Raw genomic sequence first — 19581 nt, forward strand, 5'->3', positions numbered from 1 at the left:
TATCTGAGTGGCTTTCCCGGTGTCAAATCGGGGTCATTTTCAGATCCCGGACAGCACGTTAGGCCGCTTATTTACTTCTGGGGGTTTGACGCCGTGAGACTTTACCCGGCCCGATCCGCGGTGTCAACCGCTCGTTCCGGGGTCTCGCTTGCGACTTGGAGAAAGTTACTCACGGCGTGGATCAAAGTCAAATCGCCTGGTCAGCGGGCTGCTTGATCGGCACGGACGGCGCCGGACCAGCCGGCTTGGCGCCAACCGGACGCGGTCGCAGCCACAAGGTGATGGAACGAAGTCCCTCCATCGCCCGCACGATCTGGTCCGCGGGCGCGGGCTGCCGGGTCGCCACCGGGACCAGGTCGTAACCCCAGACGCCGAACTCCTTGAGCACCGTCACCGGATCGTCACCGAGATCCGCCGTCGCAGTCGCGGAGAACTCGATGAACACGTGCGGCCTGTCTCGACGCAACAACCGGACGAGTCCCGCGAGAGCACGATGCCCACGTCCAGGCGTGTCGACCCGCACGACGGAAAGCTTCATGCCCTGCACAAGTGCGATCTCTTCGAGCGCCTTGTCCAAGCGCACGGCACGAACGCGTGCGACGTCTTCGCCCGCGTCGGCCGGCAACGGCGACACGGACACGCCACCGGTCAACGTCGGAGAGACCGCGAGCTCGCCCGCGCTCTCCCACGCCGCGCCCTCGACCACGGTCAGACGAGAGGCAACAGCAGCAGGGAGGTTCGCGGAAACGTTGTGCTTCAAAAGCGCGGCTGCGGACGCATCCGGCTCCACGGCGACAACGGCACCCATCAGCCCGAGCCGCGACAACACGCGAATCGAGTGATAGCCGACGTACGCGCCGACGTCGAGGAAGATCCCGTCCGGCTCCAGCACGGAATCGAGCAGTTCCGCGAGGTCCGGCTCCCACACGCCGTTGGACGACAACAGCGGAAGCATGAACGCGTCGTCGGAGGGCAGTCGCATCATGCCCGCGTCGCACAACACCAACGACGAACGCACCTCAGGCGCGTCCCCGGAAGACTCGTGCTGACGAACCACCACGCGCCGCAACGCGTCCGCGGTCTGTTGTGCCTGGTGAGCGGTGCGCAGAGCGGCGTCGAGCCGGCTGTCGCGCTCGCGGAACACCTCGACGACCTTGGACTCGAGCCCGTCGATGCGGTCCAGCGTCCGGTCCAGGGCCACGGTCAGCTTGTCGATCCGCTCGGCCAGGACCTCGTCCGACTTCGCGCGCTTGGCGGCCTCGGCGACGACCGCGTCCTCCAGGTCCCGCTGGCGACGGCCCTGACCGGCCATGTCCGCGCGCACGCGCACGACCCCGTCGTCGATGCCGACCAGCTGGTCACCGAAGTGCGCCTGGCGTTCGGCGACCTGCTCGACCTCGGCGCGCAGGAGCTCCAGCTCACCGGCTCCGACGCCGGCTTTCAGCGCCTCCTGCCGGTTGACCAGCTCGGCCACCGTGCGCTCGACCCCGTCGATCAGGGTGTGCAGCACCTGGCGCATGTGGTTGTCGTAGTGGTCCAGCGCTCGCAGCACGACCTTGCGCAGCGCGGGTGCCATCGGCGTCCGGCTGGGACCGTCCACGGTCGGCTGCCGGAGTAACGCGTGCTTGGCCGACTGCAACGCGAGCATCGGGTCGACCTCGGCCTTGGGCTTCGGCCGACGGGCGCGCCAACCGCGGTACGCGTGCTCGACGCGTTCGCGAAGAACCTCGGCAACGCGCGCAACGGAACGCGCGGACAGCACGTGGTCCCGTGCGGCTGCACCCAGCGCAACGGCCGTGGGCAGGTCATCTGCCAACGAGCGCAACAACTTCGCGGCAGCCTGAACGTCCGGCTCGGCGCCCTGGTGACACGGCACGAGGACAGCCGTCTTGCCGAACAGCTCGGCAACGGCACCGTGACCGGACGCCACCACCGGTACGCCACGCACGGCGAGTTCGGCCAGACGCAACGAGATCCGGTCGTCGGCCCCACCGCGGTGCAACGACACCACGGCGTCGGCGACCTCGGCCACGTCGAGCCCGTCGACCAACGAGATCCGCTGGTCAGAGGCTGTGGCGAGACGCAGCCGCTCGGCCGCCTCCGGGTGTTCGAACGCCCCCGACACGGCGATCCGCAGTTCGACGTCGGTGCGATCGGGGAACGCCGTCAAGAACGCCGACACGGCCCCCAGCACGTTGCCGGACCTGTCGAGAGAGTGGTCCGCTATCGCCGCGAACACCACCACATCGCCAGCAGAGTGCTCACGGGCACCAAGGTCGTGCACGGGCACAGGCACCACACGCACGACGGGCCCGCCGATGCGTTCGGCAGCAGCACGCGACACGTCTGACGACAGCCAAAGTTCATTAACGCCCGTGCGGTCGTCCGCAGCCGTGGCATCCAGTGCGACGTCCACGACGAAACGTCCGGAAGGCACCTCGTCAGAAGAAGATGCCCGCAGCACAACGGGATAGCCAGCTTCGGTCGACACGGGCAGTCCGGACGCACGCGCGGCGGCGAGCATCAGGTCGACCAACGACCCGGACCCCACGACGGACACGCCGAGCTGGTCGAGCAGCGCCGGCCCTTCCGACCGCGGCTGCGGCACGGCGGGCGCCGGCAACCGGCCGGACCCCACCCCGACACTGGCACACCACTCGCGCCAGGCGTCCGCGTCCGCCCCGTAAGGCGCCGGGAACTGCTGCTGCAACGCGGCATCGGCACGCCACACGGCGTCCGCCCACCGCGTGCCACCGGTCTCGGTCGGCTCGCACGCCCAGATGAGGAACCCACCACCACCGTCCTCACCGAACGCGGGCGGTGGCGGCGCGGCGGAGGCCCGGTAGTCGGCGCGCAGCTCGGACGGGATCTGCGTCCCGTCGATCAGCGCGTCGAACCGGTACGGCACGGGCGCGACGGTCCAGCCGCTGCGCACGAGTTCGGCGCGGTAGGACTGGCAGAGCTCGGCGACCTCGGGGTGTTCCGACAGCAGCACGCGCGGCCGTTCCGCGAAGTCGGCGGACAGCAGCCACGGCCGTTGCGGGTCGAACCCCCGGAAGTGGACGGTCAGCAGGTCCTGGCCCACGACGGCCAGCGCCCCGGACTCGGTGCGGTGCAACGGCCGGTCGGCGACGTTCCACACGGACAACCCGACCCGTGCGTCCCGCACGACGTGATGCGGCACGATCGCGGGCATGTCCAAAGAGGTCAGGTAGGGCTCGGCCCCCGGACCGACCGCGATGAACCCGGGGTCGAACGCCCCGAGTTCGTGCAGGTCGGCGGGACCGGGCTGCAGACCGTCGGACGCCAACGGCCGCAACGTGCGCGGCAGCAGCACGACCGGCGCGGTGCGCAACGCCTCCACGACGAGCTTCGTCACCGACCCGAACACCTGCACCCACGGGTCGAGGTACAGCACGGGCATGCCCTGCGACAGCAACGCCTCGAGCAGCCGCGGCATCATCGCGGCCTTCAGCCCGGCCGCGTCCAGCGACGTCGCCAGCACGTGCAGTTCGAGCTCGTCGACACCGATGTCGAGCGGCGTCATCAGGCCCGGCCCCGAGTGCTCCGGCTGCGCGTCGACGATCAGCGCGACGAACCGGCCCTCGGGGTGCTCCGCGAGGAACGAGCTGGACAGGACCTTGACCGCCGGGAGTTCCGCCGCCGTCGCGACCGTGCACGCGCAGATCGTCGGCTGGAACTCGGGAACCTCAGTCACGGAGAGCACGTAGCTGCCTCACAGCATGGGAAGAAGTGTGCGCAATTCGTACGGGGTGACGCTTCGACGGTACGCGTCCCACTCCGTCCTCTTGTTGCGCAGGAAGAAGTCGTAGACGTGCTCGCCGAGCGCCTCGGGGAGCAGCTCCGAGTTCTCCATCTCGGCGAGCGCCTCACCCAGGTTCTGCGGCAGGTTCGCGTACCCGGCCGCACGGCGTTCGCGGTCGGTGAGCGACCACACGTCGTCCTCGGCGGGCGGGGGCAGTTCGTAGCCCTTCTCGATGCCGCGCAGGCCGGCGGCCAGGATCACCGAGTAGGCGAGGTACGGGTTGCACGCGGAGTCGAGCGAACGGACCTCGACGCGGCGGGACGACGACTTCCCCGGCGAGTACATCGGCACACGGACCAATGCCGAGCGGTTCGCGTGACCCCAGCACACGGCCGTGGGTGCTTCACCGCCGACGATGAGCCTCTTGTACGAGTTGACCCACTGGTTCGTGACGCCGGAGATCTCGCGCGCGTGCTTGAGGATGCCCGCGACGAACTGCTTGCCGACGTCGGAGAGCTGGTACGGGTCCTCTTCGTCGTAGAAGGCGTTGCGGTCACCCTCGAACAACGAGAAGTGCGTGTGCATCCCCGAGCCCGGCTGGTCGGAGAACGGCTTGGGCATGAACGAGGCGCGCACGCCCTGCGTGATCGCGACCTCCTTCACCACGTAGCGGAACGTCATGACGTTGTCCGCCATGGTCAGCGCGTCGGCGTAGCGCAGGTCGATCTCCTGCTGGCCGGGCGCTCCCTCGTGGTGGCTGAACTCGACGGAGATGCCCATGGCCTCCAACGCCTCGATGGCGTGGCGGCGGAAGTGCGTGGCCGTCTCGTGCGAGGTCTGGTCGAAGAACCCGCCGTTGTCCGCCGGCTCGGGCTCGCTGCCGTCGCCCGGCAGGCCCTTGAGCAGGAAGAACTCGATCTCGGGGTGGACGTAGCAGGTGAACCCGGCCTCGCTGGCCCTCGACAGGGTGCGGCGCAGCACGTGCCGCGGGTCGGCCCACGACGGGGACCCGTCCGGCATGGTGATGTCGCAGAACATGCGCGCGGAGTAGTTCGTGCCCTCCGGTGTCTGCCACGGCAGCACCTGGAACGTGCCGGGGTCCGGCTTCGCGACCATGTCCGACTCGTAGACGCGGGCGAAGCCCTCGATCGCGGAGCCGTCGAACCCGATGCCCTCGCTGAAGGCGCCCTCGAGCTCGGCCGGTGCGACCGCCACGGACTTCAAGAAGCCCAGGACGTCCGTGAACCAGAGCCGGACGAACCGGATGTCGCGTTCCTCGAGCGTGCGGAGCACGAACTCCTGCTGGCGGTCCATAGAGCGCAGCTTAAGGGCTGGGGTGACTCTACGATCAACGCATGTCGGCACGTTGGTTGTTGGTTTGCGCACTCGCCCTGCTCACGAGCTGCACGTCCGGGGGAGATCTCCCCGATGGTGCGACCTTGCTCTCGAAATCGGCCGAGTCGATGAGCTCGGTGAAGAGCGTCCACTTCACGATCAAGGTCGACGGCGAGCTGCCGGACGTGCCGGTGAAGGAGGCGGACGGCGACCTCACGTCGGCCGGTGACTCCAAGGGCACCGCGAAGGTCACGTTCGGGGGCAGCCTGCTGTCCATCGAGTATGTGCTGACCGGCGGGAACCTGCACTTCAAGGGCCCGACGGGCGGGTTCACCAAGCTGCCGGCCGCGTTCGCCGGCCAGGTGTACGACCCGTCGGCGATCCTGAACCCCGAGAAGGGCGTCGCGAAGGTCCTCTCGTCCGCGAAGGACGCCAAGACCAAGTCGTCCGGTGACGTGTCGGTGGTCGAGGCGACGGTGCCGAAGGACGTGGCGGCCGGGCTGGTGCCGGGCATCTCCGCGGACGTGAAGTCGACGTTCTCGATCGACAAGGACAACAAGCTGAAGAGCGCGTTGTTCGAGCTCCCCGGTGGGCAGAAGGTCGACATCGGCCTCACCGACTTCGACAAGCCCGTCACCGTGACGGCGCCTGCGTAGGCCCTGTCCTGCAAGTTCGTCCGGCGAGAGGCGCGGGCGAGCGACTCGGAGACGGTGCCGCCGCGGTGCCCTCATACCGGGCGTATCCGGGCTCTGCGGCGGTGCCGTCTCCGAGTCCCTCGGCCGCTACTGTCGCCCGACGAGACTTACAGGACAGGGACTACATGAGACGAGTCGCTCTCGCCGCGTCCGGCGCGGCTGTGCTGCTGGGGGCCCTCGACGCGTACGTCGTCGTCGGGGTCCTCACGGACATGGTGCGTGACCTGGGCATCGCGGTGAACCAGCTGGAGCAGGCGACGCCGATCGTCACCGGCTACCTGCTCGGGTACGTGGCGGGCATGCCGTTGCTCGGGCAGCTGTCGGACCGGTTGGGGCGGCGGTTCGTGCTCCAGGTGTCGTTGCTCGGGTTCCTGGTGGGCTCGGTCATCACGGCGTTGGCGGCTGACGTGCCGTTGCTCGTTCTTGGGCGCGTGGTGCAAGGACTCGCTGGTGGCGCGCTTCTGCCCGTGACGATGGCACTGGTCGCGGACCTGTGGGAGGAGCATCGGCGGTCGTCCGCGTTGGGGACCGTCGGTGCTGCTCAGGAGCTCGGGTCGGTGCTCGGCACGCTCTACGGCATCGGGGTGGCGTCGCTGTTCAACGCCATGCCGTTGTTCGAGGGCTGGGAGCCGCAGAGCTGGCGGTGGATCTTCTGGATCAACATTCCGTTGGCGGTCATCGCGATGGTGATCGTGCAACGGACCGTGCCGAACACACGGCGCGAGGTGCGCATCGACGTCGTCGGTGGTGTGTTGCTGGCCGCGGCGTTGTCGTTGTTGGTGGTGGCGCTCTACAACCCGACGCCCGCTGAGTCCGTGCTGCCGTCGTGGGGCTGGCCGACGCTCGTGGCGGCTTTCGTCGTGTTGGGTGCCTTCTTCTTGTGGGAACGCCGTGCGTCCGTGCGGCTCATCGATCCCGAGGGCGTGCAGTGGCGGCCGTTCTGGGCCGTGCTCGGGGTGTCCTTGGCGGCCGGTGCGGCGTTGATGGTGACGCTGGTCGACGTGGAGTTGTTCGCGCAGACCGTGTTGCGGCGGGACTCGGCCTCGTCGGCGACGCTGCTGACGCGGTTCCTGATCGCGTTGCCGATCGGTGCCGTGCTCGGCGGGTTCCTGGCGTCCCGGGTGGGCGACCGCTGGGTGTCGTTCGGCGGCCTGGCGATGGCGTCGGTGTCGTACGTGTTCATCGCGCAGTGGCCCGCTGACGTCAGTGGGCTCGTTCTCACGCGTGACCTGGCCATCGCCGGGTTCGGGCTGGGCCTGGTCATCGCGCCGTTGAGCGGTGCTGTGCTGCGTGTCGTCCCGTCAGTGCGGCACGGCGTGGCGTCGGCGTTCGTCGTCGTCGCGCGCATGACGGGCATGCTCGTCGGTGTGGCGGCGTTGTCCGCGTGGGGACTGCACCGCTTCCGCGAGCTCACGGCAGACCTGAACACACCGCTGCCGTTCGGCGTGGAGAAGGCCGAGTTCGAACGGCAGATGGCCGAGTACCAGCGCGGGCTCACCGACGCGCTGCTCACCGAGTACCACGAGATCTTCCTGATCACGGCGGTGATTTGCGCTGTCGGCGCGCTGGGATCGATCCTCCTGCCCGGGAAGACTCAGCAGACGGCGTCCGTTTCCGGCAGCCTCAAGTCCGCCAGGTAGTTCGTGCCCACGGTGTCCACGCAGTTGATGCCCGCGAGGAACGCCGTGTGCTGGTTGCCGTTGTACGTCAGCAATCGCGCGCCAAGTGCGCGGGAGAGGTCCACGCCGGACTGGTAGGGCGTCGCCGGGTCACCGGTCGTCGAGACGACCAGCACCTGGGGCAGGCCCTGCACGTTCGGCGCGTGCGGTTCGGACGTGTGCGGGGCGGGCCAGAACGCGCACGGGCCGAGCGCCGTCTCGTCGGTGGGCACCGTGTCGTTGCCGAGGAGTTCCAACAGCCTCCGACGGTTGGACTCCAGGGTGGCGCGGTCCTTGATCGGCGGTTCGTCGACGCACCGGATGGCGACGAACGCGTCCTGGATGCGGCTGTAGCTGCCGTCCTGGGCGCGGCCGAGGTACTGGTCCGCGAGCTGGAGCAACGTGGTGCCCTTGTTCTGCTTCAGCTCCTGCAGGCCCTTGAACGCCGTCTCCCACAACCGGTCCGTGTACATCGCCTGGATGATCGCGGTGTTCGCGTCGGAGTGGGACAGCTTGCGGTCGCCGACCTGCATCGGGTTCTTCTTGAGCGGCTCGATCAGCTGGCGGAACTTGGACTCCGCCGTGCTCGTGTCCCTCCCGATAGGACAGTCGCGCTGGGCGCACCAGCCGGCGAAGCGCTGGAACGACTCCTCGAAGCCCTGAGCCTGACGGGCGGACGCGGCCACCTTGTCGGCGTTGGCCTCCACCGCGCCGTCGAGCACCATCGCGCGTACGTTGCGAGGGAACATCTCGGCGTACAACGTGCCGATGCGCGTGCCGTAGGAGTAGCCGAGGTAGCTCAGCTTCTTCTCCCCCAACGCCGCGCGCAGCACGTCGACGTCACGCACGACATCGCGCGTGCCGACGTTGCGCAGCAGGTCGATGCCACTGCGTTCGGCGCAGCGCTCGACGAAGAACTTGTTCTCCTGTTCGGTCTGGTTCGCGCTCTCACCCTTGGGCCGCAACCGTTGCGCGTCCCGTTCGGCGTCGGTCAGGCACTGGACGCGGGGCTGGCTCGCCCCGACGCCGCGCGGGTCGAAGCCCACGACGTCGAACCTCTTGCCGACCGGGTTGTTCGGCTGCATGTTCGCGACGTGCGACATGCCGGAACCGCCCGGTCCGCCGGGGTTGAGCACGAGGGAACCGACGCGCCGGTCCTTCTCGGTGGCGGGACGGCGCAGCAGTCCGACCGTGATCGTGCCCGCGTCCGGCTTCTCGTAGTCGAGCGGGACCTGCAACCGCGAGCATTGGATGCCCTCGCGCTCGTACAGGCCCTTGCTCTTCGCATCGGTCGCGTAGGGCTGGCACGCGCCCCACGACAACACCTGCGCGTAGAAGCGCTCGATGCCCTTGCGCCCGGCGACGGGGCTGCCGTCGATGTGCGCGTAGGACGTGGACGTGGTGAGCACAACGATCAAGGCGAACAAGGCCGCGGTGACTCGGGATCGCCTCTTCGTCATTAGGCGCACCGGGTTCCGTCAGCGGGCAACGTCTGGTCGATCAGGTACTTCACGCCCGCGGTGTCCACGCACCGGTCGCCCTGCAGGAAGACCGTGTGCTGCACGCCCTCGAACGTGAGCAGCCGCGAGTTGAGCGCTTTGGCCAGGTTCACGCCGGCCTCGTACGGCGTCGCCGGGTCGCCCGTGGTGGAGATGACGAGCAGCGGCGGGATGCCGTCGGCCTTGGGCGGGCCGGTGCGGGCGGTCACCGGGGCGGGCCAGAAGGCGCACGAGTCGAGAGCCGCACCGGCGGGGTTGCCGTCGTCGAGGAACGGCGCCGCCTCCTTGTACTTCTTCGCGGTCTCCAACAGCGCGTTCTTGTCCGTCAGCCGTGCGTCGTCAACGCAGTGCACGGCGTTGAACGCGTCGGTGATGGTCGAGTACTGGCCCTGCTCGTCGCGGTCGAAGTACGCGTCGGCGAGGCGCAGCAGTGTCGTGCCCTTGCCGTTCTTGAGCTCGATCAGGCCGCTGAGCAGGATCGGCCAGAGCTGCTCGGAGTACATCGCCTGGATCGCGGCGGTGATGGCGTCGTTGTACGACAGCTTGCGGTCGCCGACGTTCACCGGCTTCTGGATCAACGGGGTCGTGAGCTGCCGGAAGCTCGCGTTGGCGTCATCGGCCAGGGGGCAGTCTTTCTTCTCTCGGCACCACTTGACGAACTCGTCGAACGCCTTCTGGAAGCCGGCCGCCTGGGCGACCAGCGACGCGAGCTGGTCCTGGGTCGGGTCGACGGCTCCGTCGAGGACGAGCGCGCGCACGTTCTGGGGGAAGGTCTCGGCGTACTCGGTGCCTATGCGGGTGCCGTACGAGTACCCGACGTAGCTCAGCTTCGCGTCGCCGAGCGCAGAGCGGAGGACATCCATGTCCTTAACTACGTCCCGCGTGCCCAAGTTGGCGAGCATTGCTGCCCCGAATTTTGTCCCGGCGGCACACTTCTCGGCATATGCCTTGTTCTCTTGCTCCGTTTGGGCGATTCCGGCCGGACTCGTGTCCGTGTCGAGGTCCAAACGCTCCGCGTCGCGCTCCGGTCCGGTGAGGCACTGGACGGCCGGTTCGCTCGCGCCGATGCCCCGCGGGTCGAATCCGATGAGATCGAACTTCTCCGCGAGCTCGGTCTTGCGGTACTCGGTGATCATGCCCGCGGCCGACGCCATGCCGGACGCGCCGGGCCCGCCGGGGTTGGTGAGCAACGAGCCGATCTTCTGCCCGGTGGCCTTGTACCTGAGCACGCCGATCGAGATCGTGTCGCCCGTCGGCTTGCTGTAGTCGAGGGGGACCCTCAGGCGTGTGCACTCGACGTCGCGCTTGGTGCCGAACGCGTCCCTGCTGGAACCGGTCGTGGCATAAGGCGCGCAGTTCTCCCAGCCCAGCTTCTGGCCGTAGAACTCCTCCAGACCGGCGGGCACCGTGCCGGCCGGGCCTGACTTCTCGAAGCTCACGCCGGGCTTGGACGTCCCTTCGATGATCGTCGTGCAGGACGCGAGCAGCGGAATGACGAGCAACACGCTCAAGAGACGGACCACAGCCCGATGGTATGGGAGATGATGAGGGCATGCCGCAGCTTCGGATCGCGCTCGCCCAGGTCAACGCCACTGTCGGCGATCTCCGGGGCAACGCTTCGCTGGTCGTGGACTGGACGCGCAAGGCCCGTGAGGGCGGCGCGCACCTCGTCGTGTTCCCCGAGATGGTGCTGACCGGTTACCCGGTCGAGGACCTCGCGATCCGCACGTCGTTCGCCCGCGCGTCCGCCGAGAAGCTCGAGGAACTCGCGCGCACGCTGGACGACGCGGGCCTCGGTTCCGTGGCTGCGGTCGTCGGCTACCTCGAACACGACTCGGTGGGCCCGCGCAACGCCGCCGCCGTGCTGCACGGCGGCCGTGTCGTCGCCCGGCAGTGCAAGCACCACCTGCCGAACTACGGCGTGTTCGACGAACGGCGCTACTTCAAGCCCGGCTCGTCGCTCGACGTCGTGCGCGTCAACGGCGTCGAGGTCGGCATGGTGATCTGCGAGGACCTGTGGCAGGACGGCGGCCCGATCACCGCACTCGGTGACGCGGGCGTCGACGTCATCGTGTCCCCGAACGCCTCCCCGTACGAGCGCAACAAGGACGACCTCCGGTTGCCTCTCGTCGCCCGCCGCGCCGCCGAGGCCGGCGCGCCCCTCGCCTACTGCAACCTGGTCGGCGGCCAGGACGAACTCGTCTTCGACGGCGACTCCCTCGTCGTCTCCGCCGAGGGCCGCCTGGTCGGCCGCGCACCGCAGTTCGTCGAGCACCTGATGTTCGCCGACTTCGACGTCCCCGGCGACCGGGACTGCGAGCAGGGCCAGATCGGCGACTTCTACGTGCGCCGCGTGTTCCTGTCAGACGCTTCCCCCGCGTACGAGCCGCTGCCCGCGCCGCGCGTCTTCGAACCGCTGTCCGACGAGGCAGAGGTGTGGCACGCCCTCGTGACGGGCCTGCGCGACTACGTGCACAAGAACGGCTTCCGCTCCGTGGTGCTCGGCCTCTCCGGTGGCATCGACTCGGCCGTGGTCGCCTCTCTGGCCGTGGACGCTCTTGGCGCCGACGCGGTCTACGGCGTCTCGATGCCGTCCTCCTACTCGTCCGAACACTCCCGCTCAGACGCCTCGGACATGGCCGCGCGCACCGGCCTGCACTTCACCACCGAGCCGATCGGCGAGATGGTCTCCGTCTACGTCTCGCAGCTGAAGCTGTCGGGCCTGGCCGAGGAGAACATCCAGGCCCGCTGCAGAGGCATGCTGTTGATGGCGTTGTCGAACCAGGACGGCCACCTCGTCCTCGCGACGGGCAACAAGTCCGAACTCGCCGTCGGCTACTCGACGATCTACGGCGACGCGGTGGGCGGCTACGCCCCGATCAAGGACGTGCTGAAGACCCTGGTCTGGGACCTGGCCCGCTGGCGCAACGCCGAGGCCGAGAAGCGCGGCGAAACCCCGCCGATCCCGGAGAACTCGATCGTCAAGCCGCCGTCGGCCGAACTCCGCCCCGGCCAGGTCGACACCGACTCGCTGCCGGACTACGAGGTCCTCGACGCCCTGCTCGACGACTACGTCCACGACGACAAGGGCTACGACTCCTTGATCGCCGCCGGGCACGCACCCGAGCTCGTGGACCGGGTGCTGCGGATGGTCGACAAGGCCGAGTACAAGCGCCGCCAGTACCCGCCGGGCACGAAGATCTCGAACAAGGCCTTCGGCCGCGACCGCCGCCTGCCGATCACGAACGGCTGGCGCGAAGGCTGAGCACTCCACTCGCGGAGATGCCCTCGTAGACGCGGGCGTACTTGCCTTCGGGCTGGTCGTAGTAGTCGGCCAGCCCGCCGTGCGTCGCGATGAGCGTCGTACCGGCTTGCCACCAGGAGTCGGCGACGCCGCGCACCTCCTCGACCGGCTCGAAGCCGTCCAGATCCGGCTCGTCCATCTTGCTGATCTTCTCGGCCTCGACGGTGGCGTAGTAGGCGAGGGCGAGGGACTCGATCCAGCCCTCGACCGACTCGTGCAGGGCGGTGAACTTGCCGCAGCCGAGCCCGAACTCGCCGTCCGGTCCGATGTCGAAGGTGTAGGGCAGGGCGCTGCGGGAGTGGCCCGCGTCGAATCTGTCCGCACCGTCCGCGCCGGTCGGCAGATCGGCGGCAAAGCAGCGCGGTCCGCCGTCGTAGGCGAGGGACGGTGGCAGGACGAGGCCGCCCCACCGTTCGTGGTGCTCCGCCGCCCGGTCGATCACGGACTCGCTCATGCCTGCTGCCCGCCACCGTTCTCGGTCGAGCGGCGGGACGTCGACGCGGTGGCCGTGCGTGGTGACGAAGTACCGGGCCAGGTAGCTGAGGGGCACAGGACCAGATTCTGCTGCACGTCACGCGAACCCAACCGCAGTCGCCAACGCAAGGTGACCACCGTCTTGGCCCGGCGCGCGGTGCCAACCGGACAGCCACAGACGTAAGCCCACCACCTACGAATCCTGGCGTGGCGAAGCGAAGCGAGCCCGAACGGGCTGATGCCAGGTTGGCCAGCCGGTTACGCCGTTCATGGCGATTGGGGCTTGACCTTGAGGGGCTGGATGCCAACATGACAGCCCGGCCGGGCGCTTTCAACCCCGGCTTTTGAGGCCGATCAGCATCCAGCTAGAGGCTCAAGGTCAAGCCCCAATCGCAACCCACTTCATTCGTCACGACCTGCTGGACCACCCTCGCAACCGCAGCCCGCCCAACAGAACGCAACCAACCCCGCCCCAACAGGAACCAACCCGCAAACAGGAGTAGAGCCTGCTCCACCGCGCACACCAACCCTGGCCAGCTACGTTTCTCCACATGAAACGGATCTGGGCAGCACTGGTCTACCTGGCGACCGGTCTGCTGACGGCCATAGCGTCGTGGCTGGCCATCGGCGTGCTGCTGCTGTCCGTCGTCGTCCTCCCGTTGCTCCCCATCACCGCGCCGCATATCCGTCGCATCGTGGACTTCGACCGACGACGAGTGGCCCGCCTGACCGGAGTCGAACTCGCCTCGCCGCCCCCGCTCGACGGCCCGTGGCTGCACCGCGCCCAAGGCGTGCTGGCCGATCCGCACAGCCGGCGGGACGGCCTGTGGCTGATCACGCACGCCCTGGTCGGGACCCTGCTGGGCTCGATCGCGATCGGTGTGCCGGGCGCGCTGGTCCAGCAGCCGTTCGTGTTGTTGCTCTGGTGGACGGTTCCGGGTGGGTTCGAGAACTCGTTCGGCATCTTCGTCGACTCCTGGGGCATGGCGCTGCTGAGCATCCCCGTCGCGATCGTGCTGGGGTTGATCGTCACGCAGCTGCCGAGGCTCGCCACCTTCGACGCCACCCTCGCGGCCAGGATGCTGGCGGCGCCCAAGGCGTCGCTGGAGAAGCGCCTCGCCGAGGTGGTCGCCACCCGCGCCGCAGCCCTGCAGGCCCACGGCGCAGAACTCAGGCGCATCGAACGAAACCTGCACGACGGCACGCAGAACAAGCTGGTAGGCGTGGTCATGATGCTCGGCATCGCCGAACGCACCCTCAAGCAGAACCCGGACAACGCCGTACAGGCCCTCCTCAGAGCGCAGGACGCGGCAGGCGACGCGCTGGAAGAACTGAGGAACGTGGTGCGCAGCATCCACCCGCCGGTGTTGGATGATCTGGGCCTGGACGGCGCGATCCAGGCGCTGGCCGCGCGATGCCCGGTGCCGTGCGTGCTCACGGCCGAGCCGCTCGGGCGGTTGCCCGCGGCGGTGGAGGCGGCGGCGTACTTCGCGGTGGCGGAAGCCCTCACCAACGTGGCCAAGCACAGCGGGGCGCAGCGGGCCTGGGTCAGCCTGAACATCATCAAGGAGCAGCTCACCGTCATCGTCCACGACGACGGCAAGGGTGGGGCGGACGAGAAGCAGGGGACGGGGTTGGACGGCATTCGCGGCAGGGTGGCGGCGTTGGACGGCAACGCGGAGGTCACCAGTCCTGAAGGTGGGCCCACGGTGCTCACGGTCGTGCTGCCGGTGGGGAGGTAAGGCGATGCGGATCGTGATCGCGGAAGACGACGCGTTGCTTCGTGAGGGGCTGACGTTGTTGTTGCGCAACGAAGGTCTCGACGTCGTCGCGGCCACCGACAACCCGGACGACCTGTTGAAGGCCGTGGCCGAGCACGAGCCGGACATCGCCGTGGTCGACGTGCGGATGCCTCCGACGTTCACGGACGAAGGTCTGAAAGCCGCGGTCGAGGCCCGACGCAGGCACCCCGAGCTGGCCGTGCTGGTCCTGTCAGCCTGGGTCGAGCAGAGCTACGCGCACGAACTGCTGGCCGGCACGAGCGGTGGCGTCGGGTACCTGCTCAAGGAACGGGTCGGCAAGGTCGCGGACTTCCTCGACTCGTTGCACCGCGTCGCGAACGGCGGCACGGCGCTGGACCCCGAGGTCGTGTCGCAACTCCTGGTGCGCCGCAAGGCGGACGACGCGCTCAGCATCCTCTCGCCGCGCGAACGTGAGGTCCTCGGCCTGATGGCGCAGGGACTGTCGAACGCCGCCATCGGCGAGCAGCTCGTCCTCAGCGCCGGAGCCGTGCACAAGCACATCGGCAACGTGTTCCTGAAGCTCGGCCTCAACACCGAGGACGGCTCAGGAGACCGCAGGGTCCAGGCCGTCCTCGCGTACCTCGATCACTGAGGCCGGACGAAGGGGAAGAGCACGGTCTGCCGGATCGACGTGCCGGTCAGCATCATCAGCAACCGGTCGACGCCCATGCCGAGCCCGCCCGTCGGCGGCATGCCGTGCTCCAACGCGCGCAGGAAGTCCTCGTCCAGTTCCATCGCCTCGACGTCACCCGACGCGGCCTTCAAGGACTGCGCCTCCAGCCGTCGCCGCTGCTCCAGCGGGTCGGTCAGCTCCGAGTAGGCGGTGCCGATCTCCGCGCCGAACGCCACCAGGTCCCAGCGTTCGGCGAGCCGCGGATCGACGCGGTGCTGCCGGGTCAGCGGTGACACCGACGTCGGGAAGTCGATGTAGAAGGTCGGGCCGACGGTGGACGCCTCGACGAACGAGTCGTAGGCCTCCTGCACGAGCTGCCCGTGGTCCCAGTCCTCGTTGATCTCCACACCCCGCGCCGCCAGCAACGAACGCAGCTCCGGCACCGAGGTCGAAGGCGTGACCTCCACCCCCAACGCCGAGGAAACCGCCGTGTAGACCGGAATCACCGGCCACTCCCCCGAGATGTCGAACGTGCCCTCCGGCCGATGTGCGACCTCGGTGCCGAACGCCTCCCGCGCCGCGTGCTGGATCAACGTGCGCACCAGGTCGAGCATGACCCGGTAGTCCGCGTAGGACTGGTAGGCCTCCAGCATCGTGAACTCGGGGTTGTGCGTCGCGTCCGCGCCCTCGTTGCGGAAGTTGCGGTTCAGCTCGAACACCCGGTCGACGCCCGCGACGCACAGCCGTTTCAGGTACAGCTCCGGCGCGATCCGCAGGTACATGCGCATGTCGTAGGCGTTGATGTGGGTGACGAACGGCCGTGCGTTCGCGCCGCCGTGCACGGCCTGAAGCATCGGCGTCTCGACTTCGAGGTACTCCTGCGCGTGCAGGAACTCGCGCACGCTGCGGATGACGTCGCTGCGCAGCTTCAGCAGGTGCGCGGAGTCGGCGTTCACCACCAGGTCGAGGTAGCGCTGGCGGACCCGGGCCTCCGGGTCGGTGAAGCCCTTCCGCTTGTCCGGCAACGGATGCAGGCACTTCGCGGTCATCGACCACGACTCCACCCGCACGGAGATCTCGCCGTGGTCGGACTTGATCACCCGGCCCGTCACGCCGACGTGGTCCCCCAGGTCGACGTCGGACTTCCAGGACGTCAGCGCGTCGCCCAGCGAGTCCACCGACAGCATCAGCTGGATCTCACCGCTGAAGTCGCGCACCCGCGCGAAGCAGAGCTTGCCCATCTCCCGCAACGCCACCACGCGCCCGGTGACTGAGACCTCCTCGCCGAAGCGTTCCCGGGCTCCCGCAAGGAGATCCGAGCGTTCGAAGCCCACCGGGTACGGGTCGACGCCGGACGCCACCAGCCGTTCGACCTTCGCGATCCGCACCCGCACCTGCTCCGGGCGGCGCACGGTCTTCGGTTCGACGCGCAGCGCGTCGATCTCGGCCACGCGCGCCGCGAACTCGTCGCTCACGTCCGTCTTCTGCAACGCCCGCTTGCGCAACGACCGCAGCGACGGCACGAACCCCTCGGCCACACCGGCCGCGATGCTGACCCGCGGCAACGACCGCGAACGCTGGTAGCAGAGGAAACGCGGCTCCCACTCCGGCAGGTACTTGGCGTTCGAGCGGTAGAGCGACTCGAGCTGGAAGAACCGCGACGCCAGCGACAACACCCGCCGCCACGCCCGCAGCACCGGCCCGGCGCCGATCTTCTCGCCCTCCTCGAACACCGCGCGGAACATCGCGAAGTTCAACGAGATCCGTTGCACGCCAAGGTGTCCGGCGGCGGCAGCGAGCTGGGCGACCATGTACTCGTTGAGGCCGTTCTCCGCCGCACGATCACGGCGCATCAGGTCCAGCGACACACCACGACGGCCCCACGGCACGAACGACAGGAGCCCGCGCAACGCACCCGACGCGTCGTAGGCCTCGACCATCACGCAGCGGCCGTCGCTCGGATCTCCCAAGCGCCCCAACGCCATCGAGAACCCGCGCTCGGTCTCTGCACCGCGCCAGGCCTCGGCCAGGTCCAGAATGGACGCCATCTCGTCGGGCGCGATCTCGCTGTGGCGGCGGACGCGGGTGGTGTACCCGGCCCGTTCGACGCGCGACACCGCCTGGCGCAGTCCCTTGCGTTCCGGACCGGCCAGCACGAACCGGCGGACGTCCAGGATCGCCTCGTCACCGATCTCCAACGCCTTCAGCCCCGCGTCGGAGTAGACCTGCGCACCGCGTTCGGAGGCACCGAGCACACCCGGCATCCAGCCGTAGGTGCGCGCTTCGGAAAGCCACGCCAGCACCGCCTCCGGCCAGTGCTCCTCGTCACCGATCGGGTCGGCCGAGGCCAGCGTGACACCGCCGATCACCCGGTACGTCAGCGCGGCCCGGCCCGAGGCCGCGAACACCACGCTCTTGTCGCGCCGGGTCGCGAAGTAGCCCAGCGAATCGGGTTCGCCGTCGGCCGCGAGCAGGCGGCGCACGTCGAGCTCCTGGTCGCCGCTGATCATGCTCTGGCTGCGGACACCCCGGAAGAACAGGTACATCGCGCGGATCGCGACCAGCGCGCCGAGCAGACCCAGCACGACGCTCAGCCACTGCGGACCTTCGGGGATGTCCAGCCGTCCCAGCCGGACGACCTCACCCGTGGCCTGGTTCGCCGCCCACGCGAGCTTGTCGGTCTGCGCGACGAGCTTGCCGGGGAAGATCTCGGTGAGACCCCAGCCCACCAGCACCAGGGCGATCATGCCCAGCACGAACGACGCAAGCGCTTGCCGCCACGCGCCGCGGGCCAGCCGGGCGGGGAACGCCTCGCGCACCACGAACAGCAGCGTCACCAGCACCAACGACGTCGCGACCCCGATGCCGAGAAACACCCAGTGCGGCTTCTCGCCGTCGTCCAGGACTTCTTCAGGTGCCAGGGCCAAGATGACCATGATGAAGCCGACCAGCAGCAGGCCCATGACCTGGAACAGCAGCAGCGTCCACAGCGCCGCTCGCTTGTGCCTGCGCAGGGCGGCGCCGAGCACGAAGAACACCATGGCGATGAACAGGTTGCCGTCGATCGGCAGGCCGAAGAAGTACCCGATGCCGTCCGCGACGTCGGTGAACCAGCTGTCCTCCGGCAGAATCACTCTGAGCAGCGACAACACCCCGGCCAGTTGCACGATCGTCGCGATCGCGCCCGCGGTCTTCCACTTCCACGCCGGTGCCACTTCAACTCCCGAGGTCTGCCGATGACCGCCATGATTCCGTCTTCTGCCGGACGGGTGCATGTCGCGACCTCCGGGCGTGTCGACGGTCCGGTCGTGGTGCTCAGCTCAGGCCTGGGCGGGGCCTGGTTCGACTGGGACCGGACCGTGCGGCTGCTCGCACCACACGCTCGGGTGATCGTGTTCGACCGGCCGGGGCTCGGCCTGAGCGGTCCTGCCCGGCGCGGGCCGTCGCTGGCGCGCGAGGTGGCGGTGCTCGACGCCGTGCTGCGCGGGGTGCCGCGGGCGATCCTGGTCGGGCACTCGATGGCGTCGATGCACGTCGAGGCCTACGCCCGGCTGCGGCCGCACCGGGTCGACGGGGTGGTCCTGCTCGACCCGGACGCGGAGACGCCGGGCGCGGGAGCCCCGTTCGACGTGTCGGCGGTGGTCGCGCAGGGCGTGCGGGCGCTCGGCAGCCGCTGGCTCGGCGCGCGGATCACCCAGCGGTACGGGCACTCGTTCCGCAACTGGCTGACGGCGGTCTCGACGCTCGGGATGACCGATCCCGCACCCTCTGACCTGGTCGAACTCGTCTACCGACGGCCTGGCGTCGGGCGGGCGGCGCTGTGGGAGCTCGCGTCTTACCCCGGTCAGGTGGCGACGCTCGAACGGTTGCGCGCGCGGCGGCCGTTGCCCCGTGTGCCGTGGTTGGTGCTCACGGCCGGACGCAAGGTGTGGCCGGAACACCGGTCGTTGGCGGCCCTCGTGCCGTGGGGACGCAACGTGCCGGTGCCCGGCAGCCGTCACATGATCCAGATGGACCGGCCGGACGCCGTGGTCATGGCCGTCCGGGAGGTGCTCAGGGGTCTGCCCGACCGCTGAGCAGGCAGAACTCGTTGCCTTCGGGGTCGGCGAGCGTGTACCAGCTCGCGTCCTCGGCCTGGCCGATGTCGACCCTGGTGGCGCCGAGCGCGAGGAGTCGTTCGAGCTCCTCGTCCTGCGTGCGGTCGGTGGCCCTGACGTCGATGTGCAGGCGGAGCTTCTGCAGCTTGCGGTCGGGGTTGCGCAGGAAGAGCAGGGTCGTGCGGCCGTCGAGCTCTCCGATCTCGACCGACACCTCGTCCCGATCGAGCACCTCGTACCCCAGAACCTCGGCCCAGAAACCCGCGAGGCGTTCGGGATCGGTGCAGTCCAGCACCAGTTCAGTGATTCGCGCTGCCACGCGTGTGACGGTAGCCGCA

The 19581-nt window shown here is 68.9% G+C and carries 13 protein-coding genes; 6 read left to right on the forward strand and 7 right to left on the reverse strand.

Annotated elements, in window-relative coordinates:
* Nucleotides 1–187 precede the first annotated feature (187 nt).
* Both JNUCC0626_RS27510 and glnA read right to left on the reverse strand, forming a co-directional pair.
* Nucleotides 188–3718 (reverse strand): FkbM family methyltransferase, encoded by a 3531-nt coding sequence (locus JNUCC0626_RS27510; RefSeq protein ID WP_394613653.1) that lies wholly within the window; start codon nt 3716–3718, stop codon nt 188–190.
* A gap of 18 nt (nt 3719–3736) precedes the next feature.
* Nucleotides 3737–5080: a type I glutamate--ammonia ligase gene (gene glnA / locus JNUCC0626_RS27515; protein WP_394613654.1), complete on the reverse strand. Its 1344-nt coding sequence runs from the start codon at nt 5078–5080 to the stop codon at nt 3737–3739.
* Between the two features lie 41 nt (nt 5081–5121).
* Between glnA and JNUCC0626_RS27520 the strand changes: the two genes are divergently transcribed.
* Nucleotides 5122–5757 carry an LppX_LprAFG lipoprotein gene (locus tag JNUCC0626_RS27520; protein WP_394613655.1) on the forward strand — a complete coding sequence of 212 codons (636 nt, stop codon included), beginning with the start codon at nt 5122–5124 and terminating at the stop codon, nt 5755–5757.
* 101 nt (nt 5758–5858) lie between these two features.
* Complete coding sequence (locus tag JNUCC0626_RS27525) at nt 5859–7436, forward strand: MFS transporter (protein WP_394622113.1); 1578 nt, start codon at nt 5859–5861, stop codon at nt 7434–7436.
* Here the strand turns inward: JNUCC0626_RS27525 and JNUCC0626_RS27530 are convergent.
* Together JNUCC0626_RS27530 and JNUCC0626_RS27535 are read right to left on the reverse strand one after the other, a co-directional pair.
* Nucleotides 7391–8914, reverse strand: a complete 1524-nt coding sequence (locus JNUCC0626_RS27530) for an alpha/beta hydrolase (RefSeq protein WP_394613656.1) — start codon at nt 8912–8914, stop codon at nt 7391–7393. The genes JNUCC0626_RS27525 and JNUCC0626_RS27530 overlap by 46 nt on opposite strands.
* Nucleotides 8914–10476, reverse strand: coding sequence for an alpha/beta hydrolase (locus JNUCC0626_RS27535; RefSeq protein ID WP_394613657.1), 1563 nt, complete (start codon nt 10474–10476; stop codon nt 8914–8916). Before JNUCC0626_RS27535 ends, JNUCC0626_RS27530 begins: the two co-directional genes overlap by 1 nt.
* Nucleotides 10477–10505: 29 nt before the next feature.
* On the opposite strand from JNUCC0626_RS27535, the gene JNUCC0626_RS27540 reads away from it, so the two are divergent.
* Entirely contained in the window at nt 10506–12218 is a 1713-nt protein-coding gene (locus tag JNUCC0626_RS27540) for an NAD+ synthase (protein ID WP_394613658.1), read from the forward strand.
* On the opposite strand, the gene JNUCC0626_RS27545 is transcribed toward JNUCC0626_RS27540, so the two are convergent.
* Nucleotides 12193–12807: a hypothetical protein gene (locus JNUCC0626_RS27545; RefSeq protein ID WP_394613659.1), complete on the reverse strand. Its 615-nt coding sequence runs from the start codon at nt 12805–12807 to the stop codon at nt 12193–12195. The two genes, JNUCC0626_RS27540 and JNUCC0626_RS27545, sit on opposite strands and share 26 nt — an antisense overlap.
* Before the next feature lie 475 nt (nt 12808–13282).
* On the opposite strand from JNUCC0626_RS27545, the gene JNUCC0626_RS27550 reads away from it, so the two are divergent.
* Both JNUCC0626_RS27550 and JNUCC0626_RS27555 read left to right on the forward strand, forming a co-directional pair.
* Nucleotides 13283–14473, forward strand: a complete 1191-nt coding sequence (locus JNUCC0626_RS27550) for a sensor histidine kinase (protein ID WP_394613660.1) — start codon at nt 13283–13285, stop codon at nt 14471–14473.
* Between the two features lie 4 nt (nt 14474–14477).
* Nucleotides 14478–15125, forward strand: coding sequence for a response regulator (locus JNUCC0626_RS27555; RefSeq protein ID WP_394613661.1), 648 nt, complete (start codon nt 14478–14480; stop codon nt 15123–15125).
* Here the strand turns inward: JNUCC0626_RS27555 and lysX are convergent.
* Complete coding sequence (lysX, locus tag JNUCC0626_RS27560) at nt 15119–18421, reverse strand: bifunctional lysylphosphatidylglycerol synthetase/lysine--tRNA ligase LysX (RefSeq protein WP_394613662.1); 3303 nt, start codon at nt 18419–18421, stop codon at nt 15119–15121. The two genes, JNUCC0626_RS27555 and lysX, sit on opposite strands and share 7 nt — an antisense overlap.
* Here lysX and JNUCC0626_RS27565 point away from each other — a divergent pair.
* A complete protein-coding gene (locus JNUCC0626_RS27565) occupies nt 18383–19222 on the forward strand; it encodes an alpha/beta fold hydrolase (protein ID WP_394613663.1) in 840 nt (279 codons plus the stop codon). The two genes, lysX and JNUCC0626_RS27565, sit on opposite strands and share 39 nt — an antisense overlap.
* On the opposite strand, the gene JNUCC0626_RS27570 is transcribed toward JNUCC0626_RS27565, so the two are convergent.
* Nucleotides 19200–19562, reverse strand: a complete 363-nt coding sequence (locus tag JNUCC0626_RS27570; RefSeq protein WP_394613664.1) for a VOC family protein — start codon at nt 19560–19562, stop codon at nt 19200–19202. The genes JNUCC0626_RS27565 and JNUCC0626_RS27570 overlap by 23 nt on opposite strands.
* Nucleotides 19563–19581 lie beyond the last annotated feature (19 nt).

The organism is Lentzea sp. JNUCC 0626, from assembly GCF_043632865.1.
Lineage (GTDB): Bacteria > Actinomycetota > Actinomycetes > Mycobacteriales > Pseudonocardiaceae > Lentzea.